The organism is Spirosoma horti, from assembly GCF_054776595.1.
In genome coordinates this window covers 185,878-211,297 of the sequence record NZ_BAAHBQ010000002.1, presented here as the reverse complement: position 1 = coordinate 211,297, position 25,420 = coordinate 185,878, and the positions used below count along the sequence as shown (strand labels likewise).

20 protein-coding genes are annotated in these 25,420 nt (G+C 51.1%); 10 read left to right on the top strand and 10 right to left on the bottom strand.

Features of this window, described 5'->3' with window-relative positions:
• The first annotated feature begins 62 nt into the window (after positions 1-62).
• The 5 genes from ACYVAM_RS04925 (at position 63) to ACYVAM_RS04905 (ending at position 4,379) form a co-directional block, all read left to right on the top strand.
• Positions 63-707: a Crp/Fnr family transcriptional regulator gene (locus ACYVAM_RS04925; protein WP_461064531.1), complete on the top strand. Its 645-nt coding sequence runs from the start codon at positions 63-65 to the stop codon at positions 705-707.
• A gap of 247 nt (positions 708-954) precedes the next feature.
• Positions 955-1,752 (top strand): sulfite exporter TauE/SafE family protein, encoded by a 798-nt coding sequence (locus ACYVAM_RS04920; RefSeq protein WP_461064529.1) that lies wholly within the window; start codon positions 955-957, stop codon positions 1,750-1,752.
• A gap of 61 nt (positions 1,753-1,813) precedes the next feature.
• Entirely contained in the window at positions 1,814-3,217 is a 1,404-nt protein-coding gene (locus tag ACYVAM_RS04915) for an MBL fold metallo-hydrolase (protein WP_461064527.1), read from the top strand.
• A gap of 11 nt (positions 3,218-3,228) precedes the next feature.
• Positions 3,229-3,804, top strand: coding sequence for a YeeE/YedE family protein (locus ACYVAM_RS04910; RefSeq protein ID WP_461064525.1), 576 nt, complete (start codon positions 3,229-3,231; stop codon positions 3,802-3,804).
• Between the two features lie 110 nt (positions 3,805-3,914).
• Positions 3,915-4,379, top strand: a complete 465-nt coding sequence (locus ACYVAM_RS04905) for a DUF6691 family protein (protein ID WP_461064523.1) — start codon at positions 3,915-3,917, stop codon at positions 4,377-4,379.
• A 58-nt stretch (positions 4,380-4,437) separates the two neighbouring features.
• Here the strand turns inward: ACYVAM_RS04905 and ACYVAM_RS04900 are convergent, their stop codons facing one another.
• The 6 genes from ACYVAM_RS04900 to ACYVAM_RS04875 form a co-directional block, all read right to left on the bottom strand.
• Positions 4,438-7,299, bottom strand: a complete 2,862-nt coding sequence (locus tag ACYVAM_RS04900; protein WP_461064521.1) for a M16 family metallopeptidase — start codon at positions 7,297-7,299, stop codon at positions 4,438-4,440.
• Between the two features lie 130 nt (positions 7,300-7,429).
• A complete protein-coding gene (locus ACYVAM_RS04895) occupies positions 7,430-7,825 on the bottom strand; it encodes a hypothetical protein (protein ID WP_461064519.1) in 396 nt (131 codons plus the stop codon).
• 37 nt (positions 7,826-7,862) lie between these two features.
• Positions 7,863-9,326: a rubredoxin gene (locus tag ACYVAM_RS04890; protein WP_461064517.1), complete on the bottom strand. Its 1,464-nt coding sequence runs from the start codon at positions 9,324-9,326 to the stop codon at positions 7,863-7,865.
• Between the two features lie 112 nt (positions 9,327-9,438).
• Positions 9,439-13,041 (bottom strand): molybdopterin-dependent oxidoreductase, encoded by a 3,603-nt coding sequence (locus ACYVAM_RS04885; RefSeq protein ID WP_461064515.1) that lies wholly within the window; start codon positions 13,039-13,041, stop codon positions 9,439-9,441.
• A gap of 73 nt (positions 13,042-13,114) precedes the next feature.
• Positions 13,115-14,416 carry an MFS transporter gene (locus ACYVAM_RS04880; protein ID WP_461064513.1) on the bottom strand — a complete coding sequence of 434 codons (1,302 nt, stop codon included), beginning with the start codon at positions 14,414-14,416 and terminating at the stop codon, positions 13,115-13,117.
• Positions 14,417-14,464: 48 nt separating this feature from the next.
• A complete protein-coding gene (locus tag ACYVAM_RS04875; protein WP_461064511.1) occupies positions 14,465-16,009 on the bottom strand; it encodes an alginate export family protein in 1,545 nt (514 codons plus the stop codon).
• Here ACYVAM_RS04875 and ACYVAM_RS04870 point away from each other — a divergent pair.
• Entirely contained in the window at positions 16,008-16,229 is a 222-nt protein-coding gene (locus tag ACYVAM_RS04870) for a hypothetical protein (protein ID WP_461064509.1), read from the top strand. The two genes, ACYVAM_RS04875 and ACYVAM_RS04870, sit on opposite strands and share 2 nt — an antisense overlap.
• Positions 16,230-16,345: 116 nt before the next feature.
• On the opposite strand, the gene cobA is transcribed toward ACYVAM_RS04870, so the two are convergent.
• A complete protein-coding gene (cobA, locus tag ACYVAM_RS04865; protein ID WP_461064507.1) occupies positions 16,346-17,104 on the bottom strand; it encodes a uroporphyrinogen-III C-methyltransferase in 759 nt (252 codons plus the stop codon).
• Positions 17,105-17,383: 279 nt separating this feature from the next.
• Between cobA and nirB the strand changes: the two genes are divergently transcribed.
• The 4 genes from nirB to ACYVAM_RS04845 all read left to right on the top strand — a co-directional run bounded on the left by nirB (position 17,384) and on the right by ACYVAM_RS04845 (position 22,612).
• Entirely contained in the window at positions 17,384-19,912 is a 2,529-nt protein-coding gene (gene nirB, locus ACYVAM_RS04860) for a nitrite reductase large subunit NirB (RefSeq protein ID WP_461064505.1), read from the top strand.
• A gap of 70 nt (positions 19,913-19,982) precedes the next feature.
• Complete coding sequence (nirD, locus tag ACYVAM_RS04855) at positions 19,983-20,336, top strand: nitrite reductase small subunit NirD (protein WP_461064503.1); 354 nt, start codon at positions 19,983-19,985, stop codon at positions 20,334-20,336.
• Between the two features lie 111 nt (positions 20,337-20,447).
• Positions 20,448-21,932, top strand: coding sequence for an ATP-binding protein (locus ACYVAM_RS04850; RefSeq protein WP_461064501.1), 1,485 nt, complete (start codon positions 20,448-20,450; stop codon positions 21,930-21,932).
• Positions 21,933-21,934: 2 nt separating this feature from the next.
• On the top strand, positions 21,935-22,612 hold the full coding sequence (locus tag ACYVAM_RS04845; protein WP_461064499.1) for a response regulator transcription factor: 678 nt from the start codon (positions 21,935-21,937) through the stop codon (positions 22,610-22,612).
• A gap of 25 nt (positions 22,613-22,637) precedes the next feature.
• On the opposite strand, the gene ACYVAM_RS04840 is transcribed toward ACYVAM_RS04845, so the two are convergent.
• The 3 genes from ACYVAM_RS04840 to ACYVAM_RS04830 all read right to left on the bottom strand — a co-directional run bounded on the left by ACYVAM_RS04840 (position 22,638) and on the right by ACYVAM_RS04830 (position 25,400).
• Positions 22,638-23,738: an acyltransferase family protein gene (locus ACYVAM_RS04840; RefSeq protein ID WP_461065672.1), complete on the bottom strand. Its 1,101-nt coding sequence runs from the start codon at positions 23,736-23,738 to the stop codon at positions 22,638-22,640.
• 74 nt (positions 23,739-23,812) lie between these two features.
• Complete coding sequence (locus tag ACYVAM_RS04835) at positions 23,813-24,472, bottom strand: transposase (RefSeq protein ID WP_461064497.1); 660 nt, start codon at positions 24,470-24,472, stop codon at positions 23,813-23,815.
• Between the two features lie 154 nt (positions 24,473-24,626).
• Entirely contained in the window at positions 24,627-25,400 is a 774-nt protein-coding gene (locus ACYVAM_RS04830) for a hypothetical protein (RefSeq protein ID WP_461064495.1), read from the bottom strand.
• Positions 25,401-25,420 lie beyond the last annotated feature (20 nt).

The window sequence follows — 25,420 nt, the reverse complement described above, 5'->3', positions numbered from 1 at the left end:
ATGGCCCCCAGCAACTTGTTGGGGGCCATTTTATGTTTATAAGGCAATCTACTCATTCTGCTATGCTCGATATTCCCCTGGCTGTCCGTTCAGTTCATCCGTTTGAACCAGATTTACTGGCTGAACTTGAGTTAGTGGCTCACCTTCGAGCAGCCGATACAGGAACAGTATTGATGGAACCCGGCCAGCCCATGCGTTACATACCCATTGTTTTGAAGGGAAGTATCAAGATTGTTCGTCCCGATGAAGATTCGGGCGAATTACTCCTGTATTATCTAAACCCGGCAGACTCGTGTGCATTATCCATGAGCAGTTTACTTTCGGGAGAGGATAGCCCCATTCTGGCCATCGTAGAGGAAAAAGCACACATCCTGATGATTCCTGCCGAGCGAGCCGAAAGTTGGCTGGGACGGTATGCGAGCTGGCGAAAATTTGTCTTTCAGACCTACCAGAAACGGTTTGACAATCTCCTGCAAACACTCGACTGGGTTGCTTTTCGGCAATTGGATGAGCGTTTACTGGCTTACCTCAATCAGAAAGCAGCCCACGCTGGCGGGCGTCACGTGTACATTACCCACGAGACCATTGCCCGCGACCTGCACACATCCCGCGAAGTTATATCCCGCCTATTAAAACAGCTGGAACGGCGTGGCTGGGTAACTATAGCCCGCAATAAGATCAGCCTGCATAGCCAGCAGTTACAGTGATCCGTTGTGTGACTCTTGTCACACAACGATTGGTATAGTGGCATTACCTTCGTGGCGTTATTCTATAAACAAGTCAACGATATGGCGATACTCCCCAAAAGCGCATTCTTCCCTGTTTGGCTCATGATGTCCCCGATTGGCTCATGCCCCCTATATTTACCGGTCGGCAGTAGCCCTCATCGGATTCGTATAAAGCAGTGACCTTCTTTGGCGGAACGTTTGACCAGCAAACGGGTTACGATACTACATGACATCAACAGAATTATTTGGGTACACTTCAGCCGTAATTGTGGGTTTGGTTATTGGCCTGGCCGGGGGCGGTGGCTCCATTCTGACGGTGCCCATCTTTGTTTACGTCTTTCACGTGCCTGCCGTACTGGCGACAACATACTCACTGTTTGTTGTGGGGGCCACCTCAACCATAGGCTCAGTAAACCATATATGGAATAAACGGGTCGATTTACGGGTAACAGCAGCTTTTGCCCTTCCGTCTTTTATTTCCGTCTATCTGAGCCGTCGGTTTCTGGTTCCGGCCTTACCTGATCCGCTCTTTCAGTTCGAGCAGTTTATACTATCAAAGAGCCAGGCAATTCTTTACTTTTTTGCGATTGTCATGATCATCGCGGCCCGGGCTATGATTCGCAGTGATCGCCCGGAGCAGGGAGAAGCGGCCGATGGGCGTCCACGATACGGTAGTTTGGGCCTGGATGGGCTGGCGGTAGGGTTACTTACAGGCACTATTGGTGCCGGTGGTGGTTTTCTGATCGTTCCTATGCTCGTTCTGCTGGCAGGCTTACCCGTTCAGCGGGCCGTGGCGACATCCGTACTGATTATTGCCGTCAATTCAATCGTTGGCTTTTTGGGCGATATTCACCACACCGATCTGAACTGGAATTTTCTGTTGCCTTTTACGGGTTTATCCATCATTGGCATTTTCATTGGGATGTACCTGGCTCAATTCATTGCGCCTGACAAACTCAAAAAAGGATTCGGCTGGTTTGTGCTGGCGGTAGCCGTTTACATGATCAGTCGGGAATTGCTGTAACGCGGACAGCTTGTCCGCACCAATAGAACCCAAAAAAGCGGGCATCTTGTCCGCGTTATGTATGATTATCGAACAACTCTACACGGGCTGTCTGGCTCAGGGAGCCTATTATATTGAAAGCAACGGCGAAGCTGCCATTATTGATCCGCTTCGCGAAACCTCGCCCTACACTCGAAAAACTGAAAAAGCAGGTGCAAAAATCAAATACGTTTTTGAGACACACTTTCATGCCGATTTTGTGTCGGGTCATCTCGATTTAGCAAAGAAAACGGGGGCCATTATTGTCTACGGCCCGAATGCCAGGACCAGTTATGAAGCCTACCACGCAGCCGATGGCGAAACGTTTGCCCTGGGTGAGGTAACGATAAAAGTGTTACATACGCCCGGCCACACACCCGAATCGACAACTTACCTGCTCATCGACGAAACCGGAAAAGAACGGGCGATTTTTACCGGCGATACGCTGTTCATTGGCGATGTGGGCCGGCCGGATCTGGCCATCAAAGGCGATCTGACCGAACGCGATCTGGCCGGAATGCTCTACGACAGTCTTCAAGCCAAAATTATGCCCCTGGCCGATGACGTGATCGTGTACCCGGCTCATGGGGCAGGTTCGGCCTGTGGCAAGAACATGAGTAAAGAAACGACGGACACGCTCGGCAACCAAAAACGGTTCAATTATGCGCTCCGAGCCAAATCCAAAGCCGAGTTTATTGAAAAAGTTCTTGACGGTCTGACAGCGGCACCAGCTTATTTTGCCGAGAATGCCCGGCTCAATAAAGAAGGCTATGAACCCATCGACCGCGTGATGAAACGGGGTAGCCAGGCGCTCTCACCCGATGCGTTCGAAGCCGCCATCAATGAAGTCAATGCGTTGATTCTGGACGTGCGGGATGCGGCTGATTTCGCCAAAGGGTTTATTCCAAACGCCATCAATATTGGCCTGAATGGACAATTTGCGCCCTGGGTGGGTGCTTTGATTCCGGAGCTTACCCAGCCGATTGCGCTCGTTGCTCCTGAAGGGCAGGAGAGCGAAACGGTCTTACGGTTGGCCCGCGTTGGTTATGATCATTGTATCGGGTTTTTAAAAGGTGGCTTTTCGGCCTGGCAACAGTCGGGCAAAGAAGTTGATTCCATCGAGTCCATTTCGGCGGATGAATTCGCGAAACGCTGGCAGCAAAACCCGGCTATCCCGGTTATTGATGTGCGTAAGCCCGCTGAATTTGCGGGTGAACATGTTAAAGGCGCTGAAAACCTGGCCCTTGACAACCTTAATGACCACATGGCCGAGATCAGCCGCACCGAGCCCGTCTACGTTCACTGCGCCGGTGGTTACCGCTCTATGGTGGCCAATTCTATCCTGAAAGCGCGCGGGTTCGATAATGTCGTAAATGTGGCCGGTGGCATGGCCGCCATTCGCCGAGTCGATGTACCAGTTGTTACGGAACTGCCTACCAATCACTGATTACACCCGGTATGCTCAACTTCATCACACAACCCTGGCCCTGGTACGTAGCCGGAACATTGATCGGCCTGACGGTACCGACTCTGCTTATTCTGGGGAATAAAGCGTTCGGTATATCCTCGTCGTTACGGCATATTTGCGCGGCCTGCCTCCCGGCCAACATTAGTTTTTTTAACTACGACTGGCGTAAAGAAGCCTGGAATCTCTGGTTCGTCGGTGGAATTCTGATCGGTGGGTTTATTGGCGGCACATTATTAAAAAACCCTGCCGCCATGTCCATTTCTCCTGACACGCTACGGGATTTACAGACGTTGGGTATCCACGACTTCACAAGCGGATTAATGCCTGCGGATATTTTCAATTGGCAAAACCTGTTTACCGCTAAAGGGTTTCTGTTTTTTATACTTGGTGGTTTTCTAGTCGGTTTTGGCACACGTTATGCGGGCGGTTGCACCTCCGGACATGCCATCATGGGCCTGTCGAATCTCCAATGGCCATCACTCATAGCAACCATCAGTTTTATGATTGGTGGCTTGGCCATGACGCACCTTTTTCTGCCTCACCTGATGCATTTGGTTGGGTTTTAAGTCCAAGCATATCAGACGGTAAGCTATACAACTATTGACAGGCCATCTCTAGCAGGATTAGACAGGTCCTTAATCTATTATTCATGTTATGATTACCAACCTAAAAGTCTATGATTTCTACAGAGCAGAAAGATAGAGCAGAGATAAAAAGTACACGACCCAAAACGGCTAATTGGCGGTTTGGTCTGGTGGGCATTTTCTTCGGGATCGTGTTTGTCAAGGCAGAAGTAATTTCCTGGTTTCGTATTCAGGAAATGTTCCGGCTGAACTCCTTCCATATGTATGGCGTCATTGGCACGGCGGTGGCAGTTGGCATGCTATCCATCCAGCTCATCAAGCGATTCTCCATCAAAACGTTGCAGGGCGACCCAATTTTTATCCAGCCAAAACAGTTCAGCCAGGGCCAGGTATATGGCGGTCTCTTGTTTGGCTTTGGCTGGGCCATTACCGGCGCGTGTCCGGGGCCACTTTTTGCCCAAATCGGCGCGGGTTATCCTGTGGTCCTGGTTACGTTACTAAGTGCGCTTGGCGGCACCGGGGTATATGGAGCCATTCGAAACAGGTTGCCGCACTGATACCGAAAGCGGACAGTTACCAAAGCGCTTAAACGCCCTCGTAACTGTCCGCTTTTCATTACTGCTTCTTCTCCGGCATCAGCACCAGCTTGATCAGATTCGGGCCAAAGTACTGATTGGCCGCAGCTTTCGTGCTTTCTATAGTCACCTTGTTCAACTGCTCATTCTCGTGTAAAACTTCGTCTGGCGCATCGCCGTTGTAGTACTGATTCTGAAGGTAGCCCAGCCAGAATTGGTTGTCTTTCAACTGCACTTCCGTTTCGCGACGGGTTTCGGCTTTAAACTTGGCAATATCGGCGGGTAAAGCTCCCTTCTGTTTGAGGTCGTTGATCAACTCCTGCGTTTTGGCAATGAGTTTTTCGACGTTCTCGGGTGCACAACCAAAATTGATTCGGAAGGTGTAGCGCGGCACCGGGTATTTGGCATAGGCCGCATTTGCTCCAACGCCATACACGCCACTTTCCTCTTCCCGAAGTTTTTCAATCAGCTTGATTTCCAATACTTCGGCCAGTGCATCCAGTTGCGTAGCCGTTTCCGGCGACCACGTTATATCGCCCGTATAAACCAGTTGCACGGCGGCTTTGGGATCAACGCCCTTATAAACTGTTTTGCTGACCTGACCTTTTGGGGCACGGATGCCAAGATCCGTGAATTTCTCCGGTTTACCCGTTGCAGGCAGGCCACCAAGGTATTTCTCAACCAGCGGTTTTAGCTGGTCTTGGTTGAAATTACCGACGAAATAGAACGTAAAATCAGCGGCATTGGCAAACCGCTCCTGATAGATTTTGATTGCCTGATCAAGGTCAATTTTATCTAAATCTTCGGGTTTGAGCGGTTGCCGCCGGGGGTTGTTGTTACCCAGCGTAACGGTCACTGTATCCTGAAATACACCCTGTGGCGTTGGTGTATTGATCCGGTTTTGCAGAGCACTTCGCTGATTCGACAGGAAACCTTTCACCACATCAGGGTCTTTTCGCGGTTGTGTAAAGTAGCTATACAGCAGTTGCAGGGCTGTTTCGAGGTCTTTCGGGGCAGCGCTGCCGTTGATGCCTTCGCTCAGCTCACCCACGTACGGGAACACACTTACCTGCTTGCCCGACAGGAATTTACCCAGTTGAATCTGATTGTATTCACCCGTACCACCCATAGCGGTTAGCGTAGACGAGAACCGCGCCGACTGAAAGTCATTTAAGTCATACAGCGACGTGCCACCAAGACTACTCGCCGAAAACAGAATCTGGTCATTCTTGAAATTAGTTGGCTTTAGTACCACATGAACACCGTTTTTCAACGTCCACTCGGTCACGACAATGTCCTTGATCTGCTTTTCGTTCACCACGGGCGAAGCAGTTGGCTGCGTAGCCAACAACGGGCTATTGAGTGTTTTATCCTCATAAGCCGTCAGCCCTTTCCCCGCGTCATCCACGTAGCTAATGATCTGTTCCACCGTTGGCAGCTTGGCTTTCTCTTTCTCAGGAGCCATGACAATGACAGCCCGGTTATCGTTATGGATAAACTGATCGACAAGCGCATTGACCTCGGCGAGCTTAATGCCATCCTGCTCCTTTTTCAGAAAGTTGTAATAAAACTCGATGCTCGTGTATGGGGCCTTATCCGTGAAGTTCTGCACGTACTCATTCACGTAATTGACCGACCGGGTTTTGTCGCGCTCGCTGTAAGCCTGTTCTACATTGGTCATAAACTCCTGCTTGGCACGAGCCAGCTCGGTTGGCGTAAAGCCAAACTGTTTTACGCGGGCATTCTCATCGATCACGGCCCGGATGGCTTTTTCGACGTTACCTTCTTTGGCTACGGCAATGGACGTAAAGGCATCGAGGTTACCCAGGAAATCGCTGTAATTGCTGTAGCCACCCAAAAACGGGGGGTCAGCGCGCTGCGTCAGCTCCTGAATCCGGTTGCCAAGCATGGTATTAAACAAGCCTCGTTTGATGCTCTCCCGTAAGTCGTTCAGCGTTTTTTCCTTGATTTCGGGCCGTTTGTAAATGACCTGCACTACCGTATTGGGCTGTTCGGGATCCGTAACGATGACCACTTTCGTGTCCTTGTGAGCCGGAATGTCATATTCGGTACGCGGCTTGGGGTTCTTTACCACTGGAATTCGGCCGAATTTTTCGCGGATGATCCCTTCGACCTGCTTCATATCAAAATCCCCGACGGCAATAACAGCCATCAGATCGGGGCGGTACCAGTCTTTGTAAAATTGCCGCAGCACTTCCGGTTTAAATGTGGTCAACACCTGTTCGGTACCGATCGGAAGACGTTTGGCATACTGCGAGTTGTTCAGGAGAATCGGGAAATAGCTATCCCGCATCCGCTGACCAGCCCCGCGCCCAAGCCGCCGTTCTTCCAGAATGACACCCCGTTCTTTATCGACTTCGATTGGGTCTATGGTCGCGTTGTGCGCCCAGTCTTCGAGGATCTGGAAGGCTTTGTTGAAGACATTGGCGGAATCTGTCGGAACGGGTAACTGATAAACGGTTTCATCGAAGCCCGTGTATGCGTTCAGGTCAGCGCCGAACCGGACACCCGCCGATTGCAGGAAGTTGACCAATTCATTTTTAGGAAAATTCTTTGTGCCATTGAACTCCATATGTTCCATGAAGTGGGCCAGTCCCTGCTGGTTATCATTTTCCAGCACCGACCCCGCCCGAATGACCAATCGCAGTTCGGCCCGGTTTTTTGGCTCCGCATTTTTACGGATGTAATAGGTCAATCCATTGGGCAATTTTCCAACTTTGACATCGGGGTCGAGTGGGATTGGGCTATTGAGGCTGGGAAATGCGGCCTGTGAGGACCGGGGAGTGGATTTTGTTGCTGCTGACTTCGCTTTGGGTGTGGATTGAGCCAGCACCAGGGTTGCGCTGAGCAACAGGCCCAGACATAAAGGAAAACGTACCATTCGGTCGCTTGAATTGGGTTGTAGTTGTTGACTAGGAATTATGGAACAATAACGCTGTGACAAGGGGAATCGTTTAGAAGCTGTTTGAGTTAGCGATTTGAGCCGAAAAACGATTAATTCCAACAGCTTCTTAGTGCTTCCACACCAGAAGTACAGCAACCAAAATTGATGCAATCAACGATAACCAGCACAGCAAAATGACCCATTTGATGGGAATTTCCCACATCGGCGCATGAAGCGTCACTGACTCATCGTCGAGACCGACTTCACCATAAAAATTTCGTGTACAGAACTCGTTCCAGTCCGAATAATCAGCGTAACAGGCAAGAGTATCCAGAAACGATTGTGAGGGTATGGCCGACGATACCCAGAACGCCTGCAACTCCCGCGCATCTACCTGCCGGTTGGTATGAAGGAAAACCAGTTGACTCAACGACTCAAAATCACGCAGGCGCCAATGGGACGGCTGCTCCCAGCGCAGGATGTGTTCGATTTGCTGTTTGAGTTCGTTGGTATGACTGCTCATACCCTAATAATACTGATTTTTGTTTTTACTCGTGGTGTCAGTTTTGATAAACTGACGCTACCTCTACTTCGTGCATCTCCGATTTAGGGGCATCACAGGTTGAACACATATAATCAACAGGTAAATCTTGGAAAGTAGTACCGGCTGATATGCCCTGTCGGGCGTCTCCATACTGCGCATCGTAGACCGTGAAGCAGTGCATACACTGATGAACTAAAGCCTCGGCGCCTAACCCAGGCTCTAGTCGTTCTTTCTCAACCCGAACCGTCTCTATCCGCTCCTGCGCCCGGTGCGCGTTGAACTTGCGGCACAACCGATTTAACTGATTGGGCACGTGCATTTTCAGAAGTCCTTTTTCGGCCAGATGATAGGTCCGGCTGTTGGGGTTAAAATTCTCCGTATAATACAAATCATACACACTAAACAGGGCCAATTGCCCTAGCCGGATCAAGGAGCGTTGTCGAATTAAAACCGACCCGAACACTTCCGATTTAGCGCGCGTCTGAACCCCAAAACAGAGGCCGAACGTTCGGGTATCGTTTTTTTCGAAATAGCGGATCACATAATTTTTCAGTTCTGTACCGGCATCGGTATGATCTTCCGTTTGCCAGGCCAACTCATTGGCCGCATGGCGCACGTTGATGTTGTGCTTACCGAGTACGTATGACCAGGCCGCGCGGTCTTTTTCTTCAATTCCTTTGATAATCAGCGATTTCCAGGGCGTAACGCATAAGTCTCCAATGCGGGTTTTGAGGCATAAAGTGCAGACATCCAGTAGAAAGGCAATCGAAAACTGCTCATCCCGGCGATAAAGCCCCAACCACGAGCGCTCCCCGTATCGGTTAAATCCTTCATAATACGGTAGCGAAAAGTCAGGCAGTTCAACTTCCTCACTGGCAACTTGTGTGATAAAACTCTGCCCAGCCGTAACGAGCTTATACAGGGTCTCTTCGCCCGAATAATCCTGTGTCAGCATTGCTTCTTCAACAGCTTTAGCCAACCGGCCAATGTCATTGGTATACACTAGCTCCGGCCATCGAAAAAGGTTATTATGCTGTTTCGGGCGTACATAGAGGTACCAGAAATGGGGTTCGGGCGAAGCGATAAAATTCAGATTTCCCGTAAAAAAAGGCGTAAAGCTCTGGTTCGAGTCAGATAGATTTACCTTAAGCTGGGGCTGATAATCAAATTGATCCAGCACCGTATGGTATTCGCTTTCCCGCAGCCAGGCTCCCGTTCGAAACACGTTTTCCCCGCAGTAAGAGCTGATAATATTGGGATACTGTTCTGTATTTAACTCGTACGGTATCTGATGCTGCTTCAGGTCTTTTTCCAGAAACCGCATATCTTCGTAATGCACCGTCATCAGCAATTGCTGACGGGCACCAAAGCGTACCCGCCGAACCTTCGCTTCATACGCCAGCAACAGTACCGTTTGCAGCGTACCAGGCGAAACAATCCCGGCAGGTAAGTTGATTTTTAATGTATAATAATCGCGCATATTTTTTTATGTAGAGACGCATATTTGCGTCTCAGTGTGCGTCAGCCATGTAAACCATCCGGCCAGATAAGTGAGACATCCATCCGGCCAGATAAGACGCAAGTATGCGTCTCTACACCAATTCTTTCATTTTCTCTAAAATACTCCGCACCTCTGGGCGACACGAGCCGCAGCCGGTTCCGGCACCGGTTTTTTGGCATAACTGATGAAAATCCGTGCAACCGGCCTGGATAGCCCGTTCCAGGTTACCCTGGCCAACGGTGTTGCAGGAGCAGACCAGCTTGCCCTCCAGTGGATCGACCTTTTTGCTGGCCCGCAGAAGCTGAAGCCGTTTTTCGGATAGTTCGGTGCCGTTGGCGATCAATTCGCGAAATTCGGCAAACTCGTTTTTATCGCCAACGAGTATGGCCCCAACAAGCCTGTCGCCCTGGACAATGCACTTTTTGTAGTAGCGCTTCGATTTGTCGATGAAGACAATCTCTTCGTAATCGCGTCCGGCATTGGCGGGCACGTCCGTCAGGCCCATACTGCACAGATGCAGCCCTTCCATTTTCAGGATGCTGATGGACAGGCTGCCTTTATAGGGCTGCGACACATCGCCCGCAATGAAGCGCGCGGCTGTTTCAGCCTGTTGTTCGGCGGCCAGAGTAATGCCCCACATCTGCCCGTTCCACTGCGCCACTTCGCCAGCGGCAAAAATGTCGGGGTCGGAAGTTTGCAGGTAATCATTTACGACCACGCCCCGGTTGCAGGTCAGCCCGGCTTCGCGGGCGAGTTCGATATTGGGCACGGTGCCAATAGCCATGACCACCACCTGACAGTTGAGCTTTTTGCCCGATTTCAGCTGAATGCCTTCTACTTTATCCGTACCCATGAACGTCTGCACTTCTTCGTTAAAGTAAACGTCGATGCCGCGGTCGAGAAGTTCTAGGTAGAGTAATTCGCTAGCCAAGGGGTCGAGCTGGCGTTCCATAAACCGACCCACCCGCTGGATAACCGTCACCCGAACGTTGATTTGCCGCAGGGATGCTGCCAGTTCAAGGCCCAGTAGGCCACCACCCACAATGACCGTATGAGCCTCCGAGCCATCGGGCGGTTGGTTGAGAAACGGCATCAGCGAATCGGCATCGAGCCGCGACCGCATGTTGAAGATTCCCGGCAAACGAGGAATACCTTTGGGCATAAACGCCCGGCTACCGGTGCCCAGAATAATCTTGTCGTAGGTATGCTCCATGCCGTTGGTATCGACCACAACCTTCGCGTTCCGGTCTATATGGGCAATGCCAACGCCTTTATGAACGATGATGCGGGCCTCTTCGAACTGATCTTCCCGCAGTTTGACAAGCTGCTCCCACGACTGCGCCCCACTGATGTAATCGGGCAGCAAGACACGGTTGTAGAAGGGGTAGATTTCCTTCGAAAAAACATGAAGTTCATCATCAACTGGTGTCAATGGGCTCTCGACACGACCTGATTTCAGGGCGCGATACGCATTGATGAAGCCTAACCCGGCCGAACCAGCGCCGATGATGATAATTTTTTCGACCGGCTTGCTGTATGGCACAACCTCGACTGCCGAAAACTTAAAATCAGGTTCTTTGGAGCGTGGGTCAACCAACGAGTTCGTCAGGTTGTTTGCCCGGTTCAGGTTACTGCCCCCCGACGGCCCTGCCATCACTTTTCCCCAATGCATGGGTAGAAAACACAATCCCGGACGAACATCCTCCGTGAGTTGCGCTTTCACCCGAACCTCCCCCCGGCGTCCCAGGACCTCAACCAATTGCCCCTCGTCAATACCGCGTGCTTTTGCATCGGCCGGGTGGATTTGCAGAAAGGGCTGCGGGATATGCTGATTTAATTTGGCCACACGCCCGGTCTTGGTCATGGTGTGCCACTGGTCGCGGATACGACCAGTGGTTAAGACGAGCGGAAAGTCATGATCCGTTGGTTCAGAGGTATTTTCGTCAGGCACAGCGTGAATCTGCGCCCGGCCATTCGGTGTATAGAATTTGTAATCGGTGAAGAGTCGTTTTGTGCCCGTTTGGTTTTCGCGGTTCCCCAACGGGATTTTTGGTATGTGGTTTTCCTGCCCCTTTTTACTTTTAGGGTAAGGCCATTGGATGGTACGTTTCTCCTTGAGCAAGTCATAACTTACCCCGGTTATATCGACATTCGTACCAGCCGTAAGCTGGGCGTATTCGTCGTAAACAGCCGAGGTATTCGTATAGGCAAATGCGTCGCCATAGCCCATTTTCTGGGCAAATCGCCAGATGATCTCCGAATCAGGTAAGGCTTCACCGGGCGCGTCGAGCACTTTGGGCAAGTATGCAATCCGGCGTTCGGCATTGGTCATCGTTCCCTCTTTTTCGAGCCAGGCCGCTGCGGGTAGTACGACATCAGCAAACTGCACCGTATCGGCCCGGTTCGATACGTCCTGAACCACCACAAACCGGGCGTTTTTCAGGGCGGTTTCGGCAGCATTGACATCCGGCATACTAACCAACGGATTGGTATTGATGATCCAGATGGCCTTTAATTTATCGTCAGCCAGCGCGTCAAACATTTCCGTAGCGGTCAGGCCGGGCTTTGCCGCAATCTTTACCGGGCTGTTCCAGAAGGATTCGACCTCGGCCCGATGACTGGCGTTGGTCACATCGCGGTGGGCGGGCAAGACGTTGGCCAGCCCACCCGTTTCGCGGCCACCCATCGCATTGGGTTGACCCGTGAGCGAGAATGGTCCATTACCGGGCTTACCAATCCGACCGGTAATCAGGTGCAGGTTGATGAGCGACAGGTTTTTGTTCACCCCAATGACTGACTGATTCAGCCCCATTGTCCAGAGTGACAGAAACCCTTTTGAGCGGCCAATCCAGTCAGCCGCCTGCCGGATAGACTGGGCAGAAATACCGCAGATTTCAGCGGCTTCGTCAATACTGCGCTGCATCACCTGCTCGCTGTAGGCGGTAAACCCATCGGCATGATTGGCAATAAACCCAGCGTCGATGTCGCCGTTCTCGATCATTAATCGGCCAATGGCGTTGTTCAACACAATGTCGGTTCCGGGACGAATGGGCAAGTGCAGATCCGACGAACGAGCCGTATCGGTTCGGCGCGGGTCGACACAAATGATTTTAACATGCGGATTCGCGGCTTTGTGAGCCTCAATCCGACGCCACAGGATGGGATGGCACCAGGCGGGGTTGGCCCCCTGCACCAGAAATACGTCGGCCTCTTCGATGTCGTCGTAACAAACCGGCACCGAATCTTCGCCCAGTGACAGCTTATAGCCCACCACCGCCGAACTCATGCAGAGCCGGGAATTGGTATCGATGTTATTGGAGCCGATAAACCCTTTGATGAGTTTGTTGACCAGGTAATATTCTTCCGTGAGGCATTGCCCCGACACATAAAACGCAACCGAATCCGGACCGTATTTCTGAATAAACGTTTTAAATACAGCAGCCGTCCGTTCCAGAGCCGCATCCCAGCTTACCCGTTGCATGGGCATATTGCGATTGAGCCGCATCTGCGGATAAAGCAGCCGGTCCGACTGGTCCATAACGGTATAATGCAGATTCATGCCTTTCGAGCACAGCATGCCCCGATTGGATGGGTGCTGCTTATCGCCCTCAACGGTCAATCGTCCGTTCGGTTCCTGTTTGACTACAATTCCACAGCCAACACCACAATAGCAACAGGTCGTTTGATGAGTCATAAGATTGGTAATGATGAATGCTAAATGATGAATTGTGGTCGATTTGAACTCATCATTTAGCATTCATCATTTTTTAAGCTGTCTGCAATTCGGCTTCAACTGGTTCGACAACGACTGATTTACTGAAATTGACCAGGAACAAAAGGAGCCCCGCAGCCGCTACGGCGCAGCCAATATACAGGAAAGCCTGGCCGTAACTGATTGATTGTGACTTGAACAGGAAGGCCATGAGCATGCCACCTAGGTTGCCCCCGGCACCAACCACGCCAGATATGACACCAACGGCTTTGGGGTTCACGAACGGGACAATGGCGTAGGTACTGCCATTCGACATTTTCAGGAACAGGGCGAAAGTGATCATGGATAGAATCGCCATTGGCAGACTGCCGGCCTGCGCGAACAACATAATACCGACGCCTTCCAGCACCAGCATACCTGCCAGCAAAATACCCTTACCCCGCATACCGTATTTATTCCCAACTTTATCGGCCACAATGCCACCGAGCGCGCGGGCAAAAATGTTCATGCCGCCAAAGAGCATGGCCCAGAAACCGGCTTCGGTTTCAGCCAGTTTAAAATTATCGAAGAAATAAAGGGCAGCCACACCATCAAATGTGATTTCCATCCCGAAGCAGCAGGCATAGGCCAACGCCAGCGCCCACACACGAATATCAGCGCAGGCCGCCCAGAAGCTCACCTTTTCGCCCGTTGCCACGGAGCGCTCAAATTTATCAACATTACCAGCGGGCGTATCTTGAGTGAAGCGGTAATAAATGAACGCCATAATGAGCATCAGCACACCCGGCACGATCATGGCCAGGCGCCATGCTTCGGGTTTGGTGTAACCGAACCCAACAATGGCGGCCATAATGACGGGCATGGCCAGTTGGGTGATGCCACCGCCCAGGTTTCCCCAGCCACCGGCCACAGCATTGGCCGTCCCTTTGATTTTGGGCGCAAACATCATCGACGTATGAAACTGCGTAATCACGAACGACGCGCCAATGACGCCAATGGCCAGGCGAAACAACAGGAACGTGGTGTAATCATGCGCCAGTCCGACGAACATCACCGGCAATGAACCCAACAGGAGCAACGCGGTATAGGTTTTTCGCGGTCCCCAGGTATCGCACAGCCGACCGACGACCAGCCGGGCCAGGATCGTAGCCGATACAGCAGCAATGATGGTATTACCCACCTGCGGTTTGGTCAGGCCCAGATCGGCCCGGATGGCGGGCATCAGCGGAGCCAGTCCGAACCAGCCGAAGAAACAGACAAAGAAAGTGAGCCAGGTGATGTGGAAAGTCCGCATCTGCACACCGCTAAAACGGAAGATGTTTAAAGACTCCAGTGGTTTATTGGCTGATGGATTCATGACAATACGGTTTATACGGTTAGAGATTGACAGGTTGGTTAGGTAGGACTACCGTTTGGTAGCCAGAAAATCAGGGCGGATGTTGATCATCAGGTAGGACCAGGTACCCAGTTTATTTTTCTCGTCCATCGTGCCCTGCTTGGCGTACTCGAGGCTATTGGTGCCTTGCATGATCGAATAGCCGAATTCCAGGCTCGTAAACCGGCTGAGGGCATAGTTGGCCACGAAGTCATATTCCATACCCAGTTTGTTCGACAAAAGCGCACCGACGGGTGCATCCGGCATTTTGTTATACGTTGGTGCGGCCAGGGCGAAATAGTGAATATCGAAGGTGGTCGTTAGGCGGGTTGCTGTGTATTTGAACTTCAGAAATGCATCCTGCAAGCCCCCCGCGGGTGACCCTGTTCCCACGTAGAAGTAGTCCATGTTACCCCAGTGGCGGTGGGGTGTCCCATAAAGCGGATCGAAGCGGCTGGTTTCGCCCGACTGAATCGTTGTGGCGTTGTTTCCCGAAAGAACTTCGTAGCCAGGACCGAAGCTTAACAGCCCTTTCTGAAACATGACATTGCCGCCGTAGTGATACGCTTTTTTTATGCGCAGCCCATCCCGGTCTTTACCGTTCTGCCCATAAGCGAACGCCTGCCACTGCACTTTGCCCAGTTTGGATGCGGCAGTACCTAGTTGTCCAATCAGCATGGCCCCATAGGTTACCCGAGAATTAGTGCCCGCCACATCGTAACGTCTACCATATACGTAACCAGCCGTAGCACTACCCAATGAATCGGACCGGTACTTCTGAAAATCATCTTTAAAGAGCAAAGCCGAGAACTTTGTCTGGCCGGACGATCCAAACTTACGTGTCAGGTAAGCCATCTGAAACGACTTGAATTGTTGGTTCTGGCCATTTGTGCTCAGGGGCGTTGCCAGCACCGGGGCTCCCCCTTTTCCGGCCGTCGGAATGAACCCAGCCGGAATGGCCAGCGTCACATTCTTAGTCGACAGGCCGGATACGGGCACGTTTCCGGGTGTGTAGTTATCGCCTACCGTACCGAACGCATCCGTGTTTTGATTAAAGCCGACGCCAAGGTCGAGGGCCCAGCCCAGGTGCTGCGCTTTTAGCAGAGCGGCATCAAACCGACGTCCCTGCTGGAGCCAGTCGAGGTTACCCAACAGCCGAACATCATCGTAAACCAGCTCCTGACGGCCAATTTTAAGCGACAGGCTTTCGATAGGCCTGAATTTCATGGTCGTGTCGGCCCTGTTTATGAGACTCACGTTGGCCCAGGCTTCGTGAACCATCAGGCGATTGCCATCGGCGTTGTTGATCGTGGCGGCATCCTGCCCCCACACCCGAACGTCCTGAATCGACGTTTGAAACTGAATCCGATCCCATTTGTAACCGAATGTCAGGCGGGTGCGCTGGGATGTAAAGAAAGCTGCGGGCGCATCTTTCGGTGCCAGATTACCCAGCCCGTTTCGGAGTTCGGTTCGCGTACGGAGCTGCCCAACAAGTGAGAATTGAGCGACCCCTGTTGACCGGGTCGCCAGCAACAGCACACAGGCAATGGTCAATCGGTTGATTGTATACTTCATGAGAATAGGCAATCCGATTAAGAAGAAAATGAATGGCAAAGACAATAGCGAGTGGACTTACCCACAGTTGGGTAAGGATGTGTGTAACAGAACGAACGATGGTTCTGAAGGCGGTACGGAGCGGACTGACGGGCTAATGCGCGGCCAGTGGCGGGAAGGTGCCGATTTGCTTTACCTGCTTTTTTTCATTTTCTTTGAAGCGTTTGTGTTTTTCGCATAGACAACCCTGTTTTGGCCGATCCAAAGGTGCCCCCACACCGGATCGGCTTTTTTTGTTTGTGGTTGGTTGTTTGTGGTTCTCTGTCGACAACGACAAACTCATTAACAACAAACCAGTTAGTAGGCCATAGCGAAGTTTCGCATCGATTCCGCCAGATAAGACGGATGCAACGAAACGACTTCACCGATGACCAGCACAGCAGGCGCCCCCACGCCTTGCTCTGCCGCCAACTGGGGTATGTTCCAGACCTGACCAATCACGCACTGCTCATCGGCACGCGTTCCATTCTGCACAATGGCCATGGGCAAATGGCCGCGGCCGGCTTCGCAGAAAATAGCGCATATTTCTTTTACTTTCCGCATACCCATCAATACAACGATAGTTGCCTTTGATTGAGCAGCCAGATACAAGTCTTCCGACAGTTCGCCATTCCGCGTGGTGCCGGTAATGACCCAGAAGCTCTCACTCACTCCCCGGCTCGTTACGGGAATACCCTGCGACGCGGGTGCGGCTATGCTACTCGATACGCCCGGCACAACCTCGCAGTCAATAGCGTACTGCCGTACATACTCGAGCTCCTCGAAGCCACGACCAAACACGTATGGATCGCCCCCTTTGAGTCGAACCACATGGCCATGCTCCTGCGCACACCGAACAATCAGTTCGTTGATTTCTTCCTGCGTAAACGACGCCTGGCCAGCCCGTTTTCCCACATAGATTTTGAGCGCCTGTTCGGGCGCAAACTCCAGTAATGTGTGGTTGGCCAGATCGTCATATAGAACAACATCTGCCTGCCGAAGCGCCCTGATCCCTTTCAAAGTGATCAATTCGCCGTCGCCCGGACCCGCCCCCACGAGTGTTAGCTTTGGCATCATTTGACTTTACCGTTTATACTGGAATAGTACTATTATACTATCAACAAGCAACTTTAACTATGCGCTGTTTCTTGGTCAAAAGTAGAGACGAAATTCTTAAAAACAAGTCTTTTTCGAAAAAATATGTTTCATAATCAACCTCTAGCGGAATAATACGTTAGGATTTACCAAAAACACCTTTTACTTTTGACTAGCCTATTTTGGGAGGAAAAAGGCTATTTTCTAAATATAATACAATAATAAAACGGGGTTTTCACAATGATATAGTTACAATTAACTATGAACACAAACAAAAACAGGCGTGTCGTCGTCATTGGCAATGGCATGGTAGGCTACAAGTTCTGCGAGAAATTAGTAGCCAAAGAAAAAAATGGGTACCAATTTACGATAACGGTTTTTGGGGAAGAACCGCGCGTAGCCTACGACCGGGTTCATTTAAGTGCTTATTTCGATGGCAAAACAGCCGACGATCTGACACTTGCCCCCCAAAGCTGGTATGCCGAAAATGATATTACACTCTACCTCACCGATCCGGTTACAGACATTAACCGGGAGCGAAAAGAGGTCCGTTCACACCACGGCATCGTAGTACCTTATGACTATCTGGTACTGGCCACGGGTTCGGGGGCGTTTGTGCCGTCTGTAGCCGGTGTGGAAAAAGACGGCGTGTTTGTGTATCGAACCATTGAAGACCTCGACCTTATTCAGTCCTACGCGCGCAAAGCCCGGCCTGGATTGGCCCGGCGCGGGGCGGTTTTGGGTGGCGGTTTGTTAGGATTGGAAGCCGCTAAAGCCCTGCTTGACCTGGGCCTGGATGAAGCTCACGTCGTTGAGTTTGCGCCCCGGCTGATGCCCCGTCAGATCGATGATGCCGGATCGGGCATCTTGCAGCATCAACTGGAATCGCTGGGGTTGACGATTCACCTGTCGAAGAGTACACAGGAAATTACCGGCGACGAGGCCATTACGGGGATGCAGTTTGCCGATGGGTCACACATCGAGGTCGACATGCTGGTTATATCCGCCGGTATTCGTCCCCGCGATGAACTCGCCAAAGCGTCGGGTATTGAGACGCACCCGCGCGGGGGCATCCTGGTCGATAACTTCCTGCAAACATCGGACCCATCCATTTTTGCCATTGGCGAATGTGCCGTGGCGCACCATATGATTTATGGTCTGGTAGCGCCCGGCTACGAAATGGCCGAGGTGGTAGCCGCCCGCCTGACGGGTACAGAGAAAGAGTTCAAGCCGTACGACATGTCAACCAAACTGAAGCTGATTGGCACGGACGTAGGCTCCTTTGGCGACCCCTTCGCGTCGGATTGTAAAACGATTGTCTACGAAAACAAAGCGAAGGGCGTTTACAAGCGAGTTAATATATCGGCGGATGGAAAAGAATTGCTGGGCGGTATTCTGGTCGGGGACGCCGACCAGTACAACATGCTGTTGCAAACCTGTAAGAACAAAACCATTCTCCCTCCCGATCCCGAAGACCTGATTCTGGGCTCCAGAGGTGGCGAAGAAGCTGGTGCCGGAGTTATGGGGTTACCCGACGATGCGCTGATCTGCTCCTGCGAAGCGGTAACCAAAGCCATGCTTTGCCATGAAATTGGCGAGAATGGCCATACTACCGTCGATGCGCTCAAGAAAGCGACCAAAGCCTGTACCGGTTGCGGAGGCTGTACGCCCATGGTGAAAGACATCATTCAGGGCGTCATGAAGCAAAAGGGCGTCTACGTTCGGAATATCCTTTGCGAACACTTCGAGTATACACGCCAGGAATTGCTAGATCTGGTCAAAATCAACAGCCTCAAAACGTTCGGTGCCGTACTGGACCATATCGGGAAAGGCGACGGGTGTGAAGTATGCAAACCCGCCGTGGCATCCATTCTGGCAAGTCTGTGGAATGAGAACATTCTGGAAAAAGGACGAGCCACCATTCAGGATTCGAACGACCGGTTTCTGGCCAATATCCAGAAAGGCGGCACTTATTCGGTTGTGCCCCGCATTCCGGGTGGCGAAATCACCCCCGATAAGCTGATTGTGATTGGTCAGGTTGCCAAGAAATATGGCCTCTACACCAAGATTACCGGAGGCCAGCGCATTGACCTTTTCGGGGCTCACGTTGGTGATCTTCCTCTTATCTGGGAAGAACTCATAGCCGCTGGTTTTGAAAGCGGCCACGCGTACGGAAAATCATTGCGCACCGTGAAAAGCTGCGTGGGGAGCACCTGGTGCCGGTATGGTGTGCAGGACTCGGTTTCGTTTGCCATCGAGGTGGAGGAACGGTATAAGGGCGTTCGGTCGCCACACAAACTCAAGTCGGGAGTTTCGGGCTGCGTCCGGGAGTGCGCCGAAGCGCAGAGCAAAGACTTTGGCATCATTGCGACCGAAAAAGGGTGGAATTTATACGTAGGCGGCAACGGGGGCTCCAAGCCCCAGCACGCCCAACTGCTCGCTTCCGATGTCGATAAGGAAACCTGCATTCGCTACATCGACCGGTTTCTGATGTTCTATATCAAAACCGCTGATCCACTCACCCGCACGGCAACCTGGCTGAACAAGATGGAAGGCGGCATGACGTATCTGCGCGCCGTTGTCGTCGATGATGTATTGGGCATTGCCAATGATCTTGAACGCGAAATGCAGCTGCTGGTCGATACGTTCAAGTGCGAATGGAAAGAAGCCGTCGAAAATCCGGCGCTCCGCGCGCGGTTTGCGCACTTCGTCAATGTACCCGAACAGAAAGACCCAACTGTTGCGTTCGAGTCATTACGCGATCAGAAACGGGCTAAAGAGTGGGTTTAGTTGTATCACCTTAAGTAATTGCTATTTCCCTGTTGATAAAGCAGTTACTCAACCAACATCCGAAATAATCATGGAAACAATACCAGTCAATAACCATAAAGTTACCTGGCACGCGGCCTGTGCAACCGATCACATTCCCGAAGATGGCGGAGCCTGTGTGCTGCTCAATGGCCGGCAGATCGCCGTTTTCAATTTCACCCGTCGGGGTGAGTGGTATGCCACGGATAATGAATGTCCGCATCGCCAGCAAATGGCTCTGTCGCGGGGTATGATCGGCAGCCAGGGCGAGGAACCCAAAGTAGCCTGCCCATTCCACAAGAAAACATTCTCGCTTAAAACGGGTGCTTGCCTCAACGATGACGGGTATGAAATAAATACCTTTCCGGTTAAAGCAGTGAATGGGATTGTGTATATTGGGCTGTAAGCGTTGTAACAGGTTTGTAGTTTGTGATTTGTCGTTTGCTGGCCAAACGCTTACGGGCTGAATGAACCACAAACCATAAACTACAAACCGAAAATCGTCAACCGACTTTTCATGACTCAACTCGATCAACAGGTAGCCAGTCGATTAACCCGGTTTTATAGGATAGCCCTCGCTGTCATTGCCGTGCTTTCGCTGAGTGGTTTACTGTTTATCAAACGCACGATCAACACGCACTACAACGACAGTCGGGTCGTGAACGTAGCCGGACGCCAGCGGATGCTAAGCCAGCGGTTGACGAAATTGGCTTTGCTCCGAATCCAGGGCCTTTCCACCGCCGATACCGTTTCAGCCGATTCGCTGCTTCACTCCTGGGGCCAGAGCCATATTCAGCTACGAAATGGGATGCTGCTAATGGAAAAGCAGTATACAGTCCGAAAAAGCCGACAGCTCGATAGCATGTTTACCCGGATCGAACCCCTCTTCCAGTCGATCTACCAGAGTTTTACTCGCATCAACAGCGCCAAAACGACGCCCGACGAGAAAAAAGCAGCTCTTCAAATTATTCTGCAGAGTGAGTTTCCCTTTCTGCAGCAGATGAACGATATTGTCTTTCAGTTCGATACGGAAAGCTTCGATCGGGTTAAACAACTCGAACGAATTGAGTGGTTGCTGACCATCGCTACGCTGCTGACCTTGCTAATTGAAGGCTTATTTATTTTCAGACCCGTGGTCAATCATACCCGGCATGTTATTCGTCGGCTGGCCCGGTCAGAAAAGGCCCTCCAGTTAGCGAACAACCACATGGAAGTTGCCAATCGCGAGTTAGAAGCGACCAATCAAAACCTGGCAGCCTCAAATAAAAAACTCCTGGATACGCAACAGGAATTGGTGCGCACAACGCAGGAAAAATACCAGTTGCAACTGGCCGAAGACACCGTTCGGTCGGCGGCCTTGCTCGAAGGCCAGGAAGAGGAACGCCGACGCTTCGCCCGCGAACTTCACGACGGCATCGGCCAGATGCTGACCGGCCTGAAACTTCACGCCGAGAAGTTGAAGTCGACTTCGTTTACGGATGAAAAACAGCGGCTACGCTTCTCTGAATTATGCGATCTCATTGCCGACACGATTCAAACAACGCGGCAGATTTCGTACAATTTAATGCCATCGACATTGAGTGATTTTGGTTTGGGCTCTACCTTGCAGCTGTTGGCTGAGCAAACGACCCGCTCGACGGGTATACCTATCATCTTCACGGGTCCTATAGATGCCAGGCGACTGAATCCCGCCATGGAAATTGGTTTGTATCGTATTGCGCAGGAAGCTTTGCACAATGCCGTGAAATATGCCGATGCACAACTAATTAAAATTACCTTACAGCAGCAAACGAACAAGCTGGTTTTAACTATTGACGATGATGGAAAGGGGTTCATTATGAAAACGGTACCGACCGATGAAAAACCCCTACCCGCCATCAACGGCCTTGAGAACATGCGCACGCGAACCCGTTTATTGAATGGTGCGCTGACCATTACGTCGAAACCGAAAAAGGGTACGAAAGTTCGGGTAAGCGTCGATTTATCCAATAACCTTAACTAGTCATGTCGATACGAATTCTGATTGCCGATGACCATTCTGTGGTGCGAAAAGGGATTCGGATGCTCCTGGAAGATGAAACCGATGTACAGATCGTGGGCGAAGCCTCTGATGGCGACGAAGCGATCGACCTGCTCGCCAGCATCGATACGGACGTTTTGTTACTGGACATCACCATGCCCCGCATGTCGGGCCTCGATGCGTTGAAAGTTATTTCTCGCCAATACCCTTCCGTTCGGACGTTGATGTTCAGCATGCACAGCAATCCAGATTATATTCTGAAAGCCGTGCAGCACGGGGCCGCTGGTTATCTATTGAAAGACACGGGTCTCGAAGAGATACTTCGGGCGGTTCGTACCGTCGTTAAGGGTGATTTGTATTACCCACCCAATGCCTCCTCGATCATCATCCGATCGTTGATTTTACCGGGTACGAGCCCCCGGCAGGAAGCGCCTGCATCCGGTTCTAAAGCCGGTTTGTCGATCTGGAATCGAATAACCTCACGGGAAGCGCAGGTGTTAACCTGTCTGATCGATGGCATGAGCAGCCCGGCTATAGCGGATCGCTTCGGCATCAGTCCGAATACCGTGGCTAACCAGCGGGCGAGCATCATCCGAAAGGCGGGCGTCAAAAACACGGTCGACCTCATTCGGCTGGCTCTGGAAGAAAAGAACAGGAGTTAGGCAATCCGGCCACCCAGCGGATGGACTATACTTTGATAATTACGTTTTTTCGGTACATCCACCACAAAATTCCGAACCAGATAAGCACAAACGTCAGTGCACCGGCCAGAGAAGCATCTTTCGGATCAGTGAAAGGCGGAGCAATGAACGTTCGGTAGAGGTATTCTTTCGAGCCGATTTCACTTCCATCGGGCTGGGTGATGTGGATGAGATTCATAATTCGCGGAATCAGCCCCGACAGGAAAAATACGGTAATGGCATTGACGCCAAAGGCAACAAATGGCAACACGCCCCGCCGGTAACCCTGCACATCGATCAGCCAATAGCAAAGTGCCAGTCCGAGCATGGCCAGACCACCCGCCAGTAGCACATACGAGCTTGTCCAGAGGGCTTTGTTAATGGGAAACAGGCCATCCCAGATCAGACCGCCCAGGGTCATCAGACAACCAGCCGCAAAAAGCCAGGCAATTTTCTCGGCCACCGGGCGGGTGCTGCGAAGCCACGTTCCGGTCTGGATGCCAATCAGCCCGGTAACAATTGCAGGCAAAGTGCTCAACAACCCTTCGGGATCCCAGACTTTGGCTGGTTTGTAGACGTGGGCAGGCGTGATAATTGTTTTATCGAACCAGGCCGCCAGGTTGGTTGCAGGCTCGAGATTTGCGAAGCCAACGCCCGGTACCGGAACCAGCGTCATCAGCAGCCAGTAGCCAACCAGGAGGCCACAGCCGATGTACACTTGCTGGCGTGGCGTAGTCTTCAGAAAAATAAGTGAGCAAACCAGGTACACCAGCGCAATCCGTTGCAATACCCCAAAAATGCGGACCGTTGTAAGGTCGAATTTCGGGAAGAAATTCAGAAAGAACCCCAATAGAAACAAGGTTGCGCTCCGTCGCACGATTTTACCAATTACGCCCTTTCCGTCTTTCTTTTTGCTATCCAGTGCAAACGTAATCGACACTCCTACGATGAACAGAAAGAACGGAAAAATCAGATCGGTGGGTGTCCAGCCATTCCAGGGCGCGTGTTCCAGGGGCGCATAAATATGCCCCCAGTCACCGGGGTTATTTACCAGCACCATAGCCGCCACCGTCAGCCCCCGAAAGAAGTCGAGGGAGAGCAATCTCATTGTACCTACGGGCTTTAGCCCGTAGGTACTTTCCGCCAGTCCATATTCTTTTGTTTCCATATAAAATCACTTAATCAAAAACGTCCACTCAAATATGTATAGGGCCAATCCTGCCAATCATCTACCAAACCAGCTTTCACCGGATTCTGTAGTGTATAATTTATTATTCGTTTCAATTCAGCTTCATTCCGGACATAGTGGTCATAACTTTCTGCTAGCCAGAAAGAACCTGTACGAGCTAAAAGTCTATTTGCGTTGAACGCCGAATGCCCTTTTATCAAGCCCAGCGTTTGATACAATTGTTGGTAATTATCTGTTGTAATGGTTTCATTAGATTCCAGTCTGTCTAATTGAACGACGGTATCAACCACTAAATGTACATGATTGGGCATAATACAGTAGGCTAATAATTCATATTCCTTGTTGTCTGCCCTCAGAATTCGATTAGCGACTATTGTTGCTATATCGGGTATTTTAAGCCAGTCAGGTCCATGCTGACAGGTATCCAAGATACGGTCAATACGGGCAAAATACCGTTTTTGCTCTTTATAAATTTCATCAGCCAAACCGGTCTCTCTGTGGGAGCTTAATGTCTTAATCGCCCAATCCCTCTCGGCGATCAGTTCACGAACTACGGCAGCGGGAAGGGTCCCTTTTAAACAGAACGTCACAAAAAAAGTAGCCCCTATTGGTTGGATATGGGGTAGATTACGAGCATACTCAGTCTTGATCATTAAGCTACGGCATTAGTCACCTAACCTATTAATTTTCAGAGGAAAATAAAAGTTTATACCTTGATCCACTTATGAACATCGATCTGTAATCAATACATTTTGTACAAGCTAGCTATTCACGGGCTGAAGCCCGTGGGTACAGTTAATAAAGCCCTCAACTAAACACCTTCGCCAGTTTCTTTTCCAGATCTCTTTCCAACACCAGCAGCCCCTCCGTGTTTGAGAGATAAGTTAGAGCCCGGTGGTGGCGCAAATCGAATGGAATGTCGCCAACGGACTGCGTGATTGGAATTACGAGTTTGCCCAGGGTATGCGCAACGCCCGTTTCGTAAAACACATTCGGATTCCGGTCCGTGAAGTCGGTAATTACGGCTCTGGATGTAAAAATCAGGTCGAATACATCCTGAATCAGAATACTGTTATCCCAAATATCATCGGCCCGTTTGCAGTCGATACCCAGCCGGGCGCATACATTCCGAATGGCGGCATAGGTGCCCGAAAATTTACTCTCAAACGGCATCATGACCGACAAGACATTGGGCTCAACGGGTTTGGCCGGAATTCGGAATACGTCGGGGGCAAAGGTGATTACCCGCTCGGGTGCCACATTTTGAACGGTCGAAATGAAATCCGGCACCGTCCGGACAGGGCGGTTCATCGTTGCTTTCTTGGCTTCCACAAAGTGCTCTATCTCGTATAGATTGCTGTTGCTTTCGCTGATTAGTTTGGACAGAACCTGCAGGCTATTCCCCTCATAATCATCATCTTTAAAATCCAGGCTGCGGAGCAACCTGGGATGATCTTCTATCAGCTCAAGGCTATCGGTCAGGTACGCCACTTTGATCCAGTCCGACTTGGTAAAGTAGTCCTGAATGAACTCATGAAGCGCAAAAAGCCGGAGTGTTCTCTGCTTATTCTGTCTTATCATACCGTTGGTCAAAGTTAATT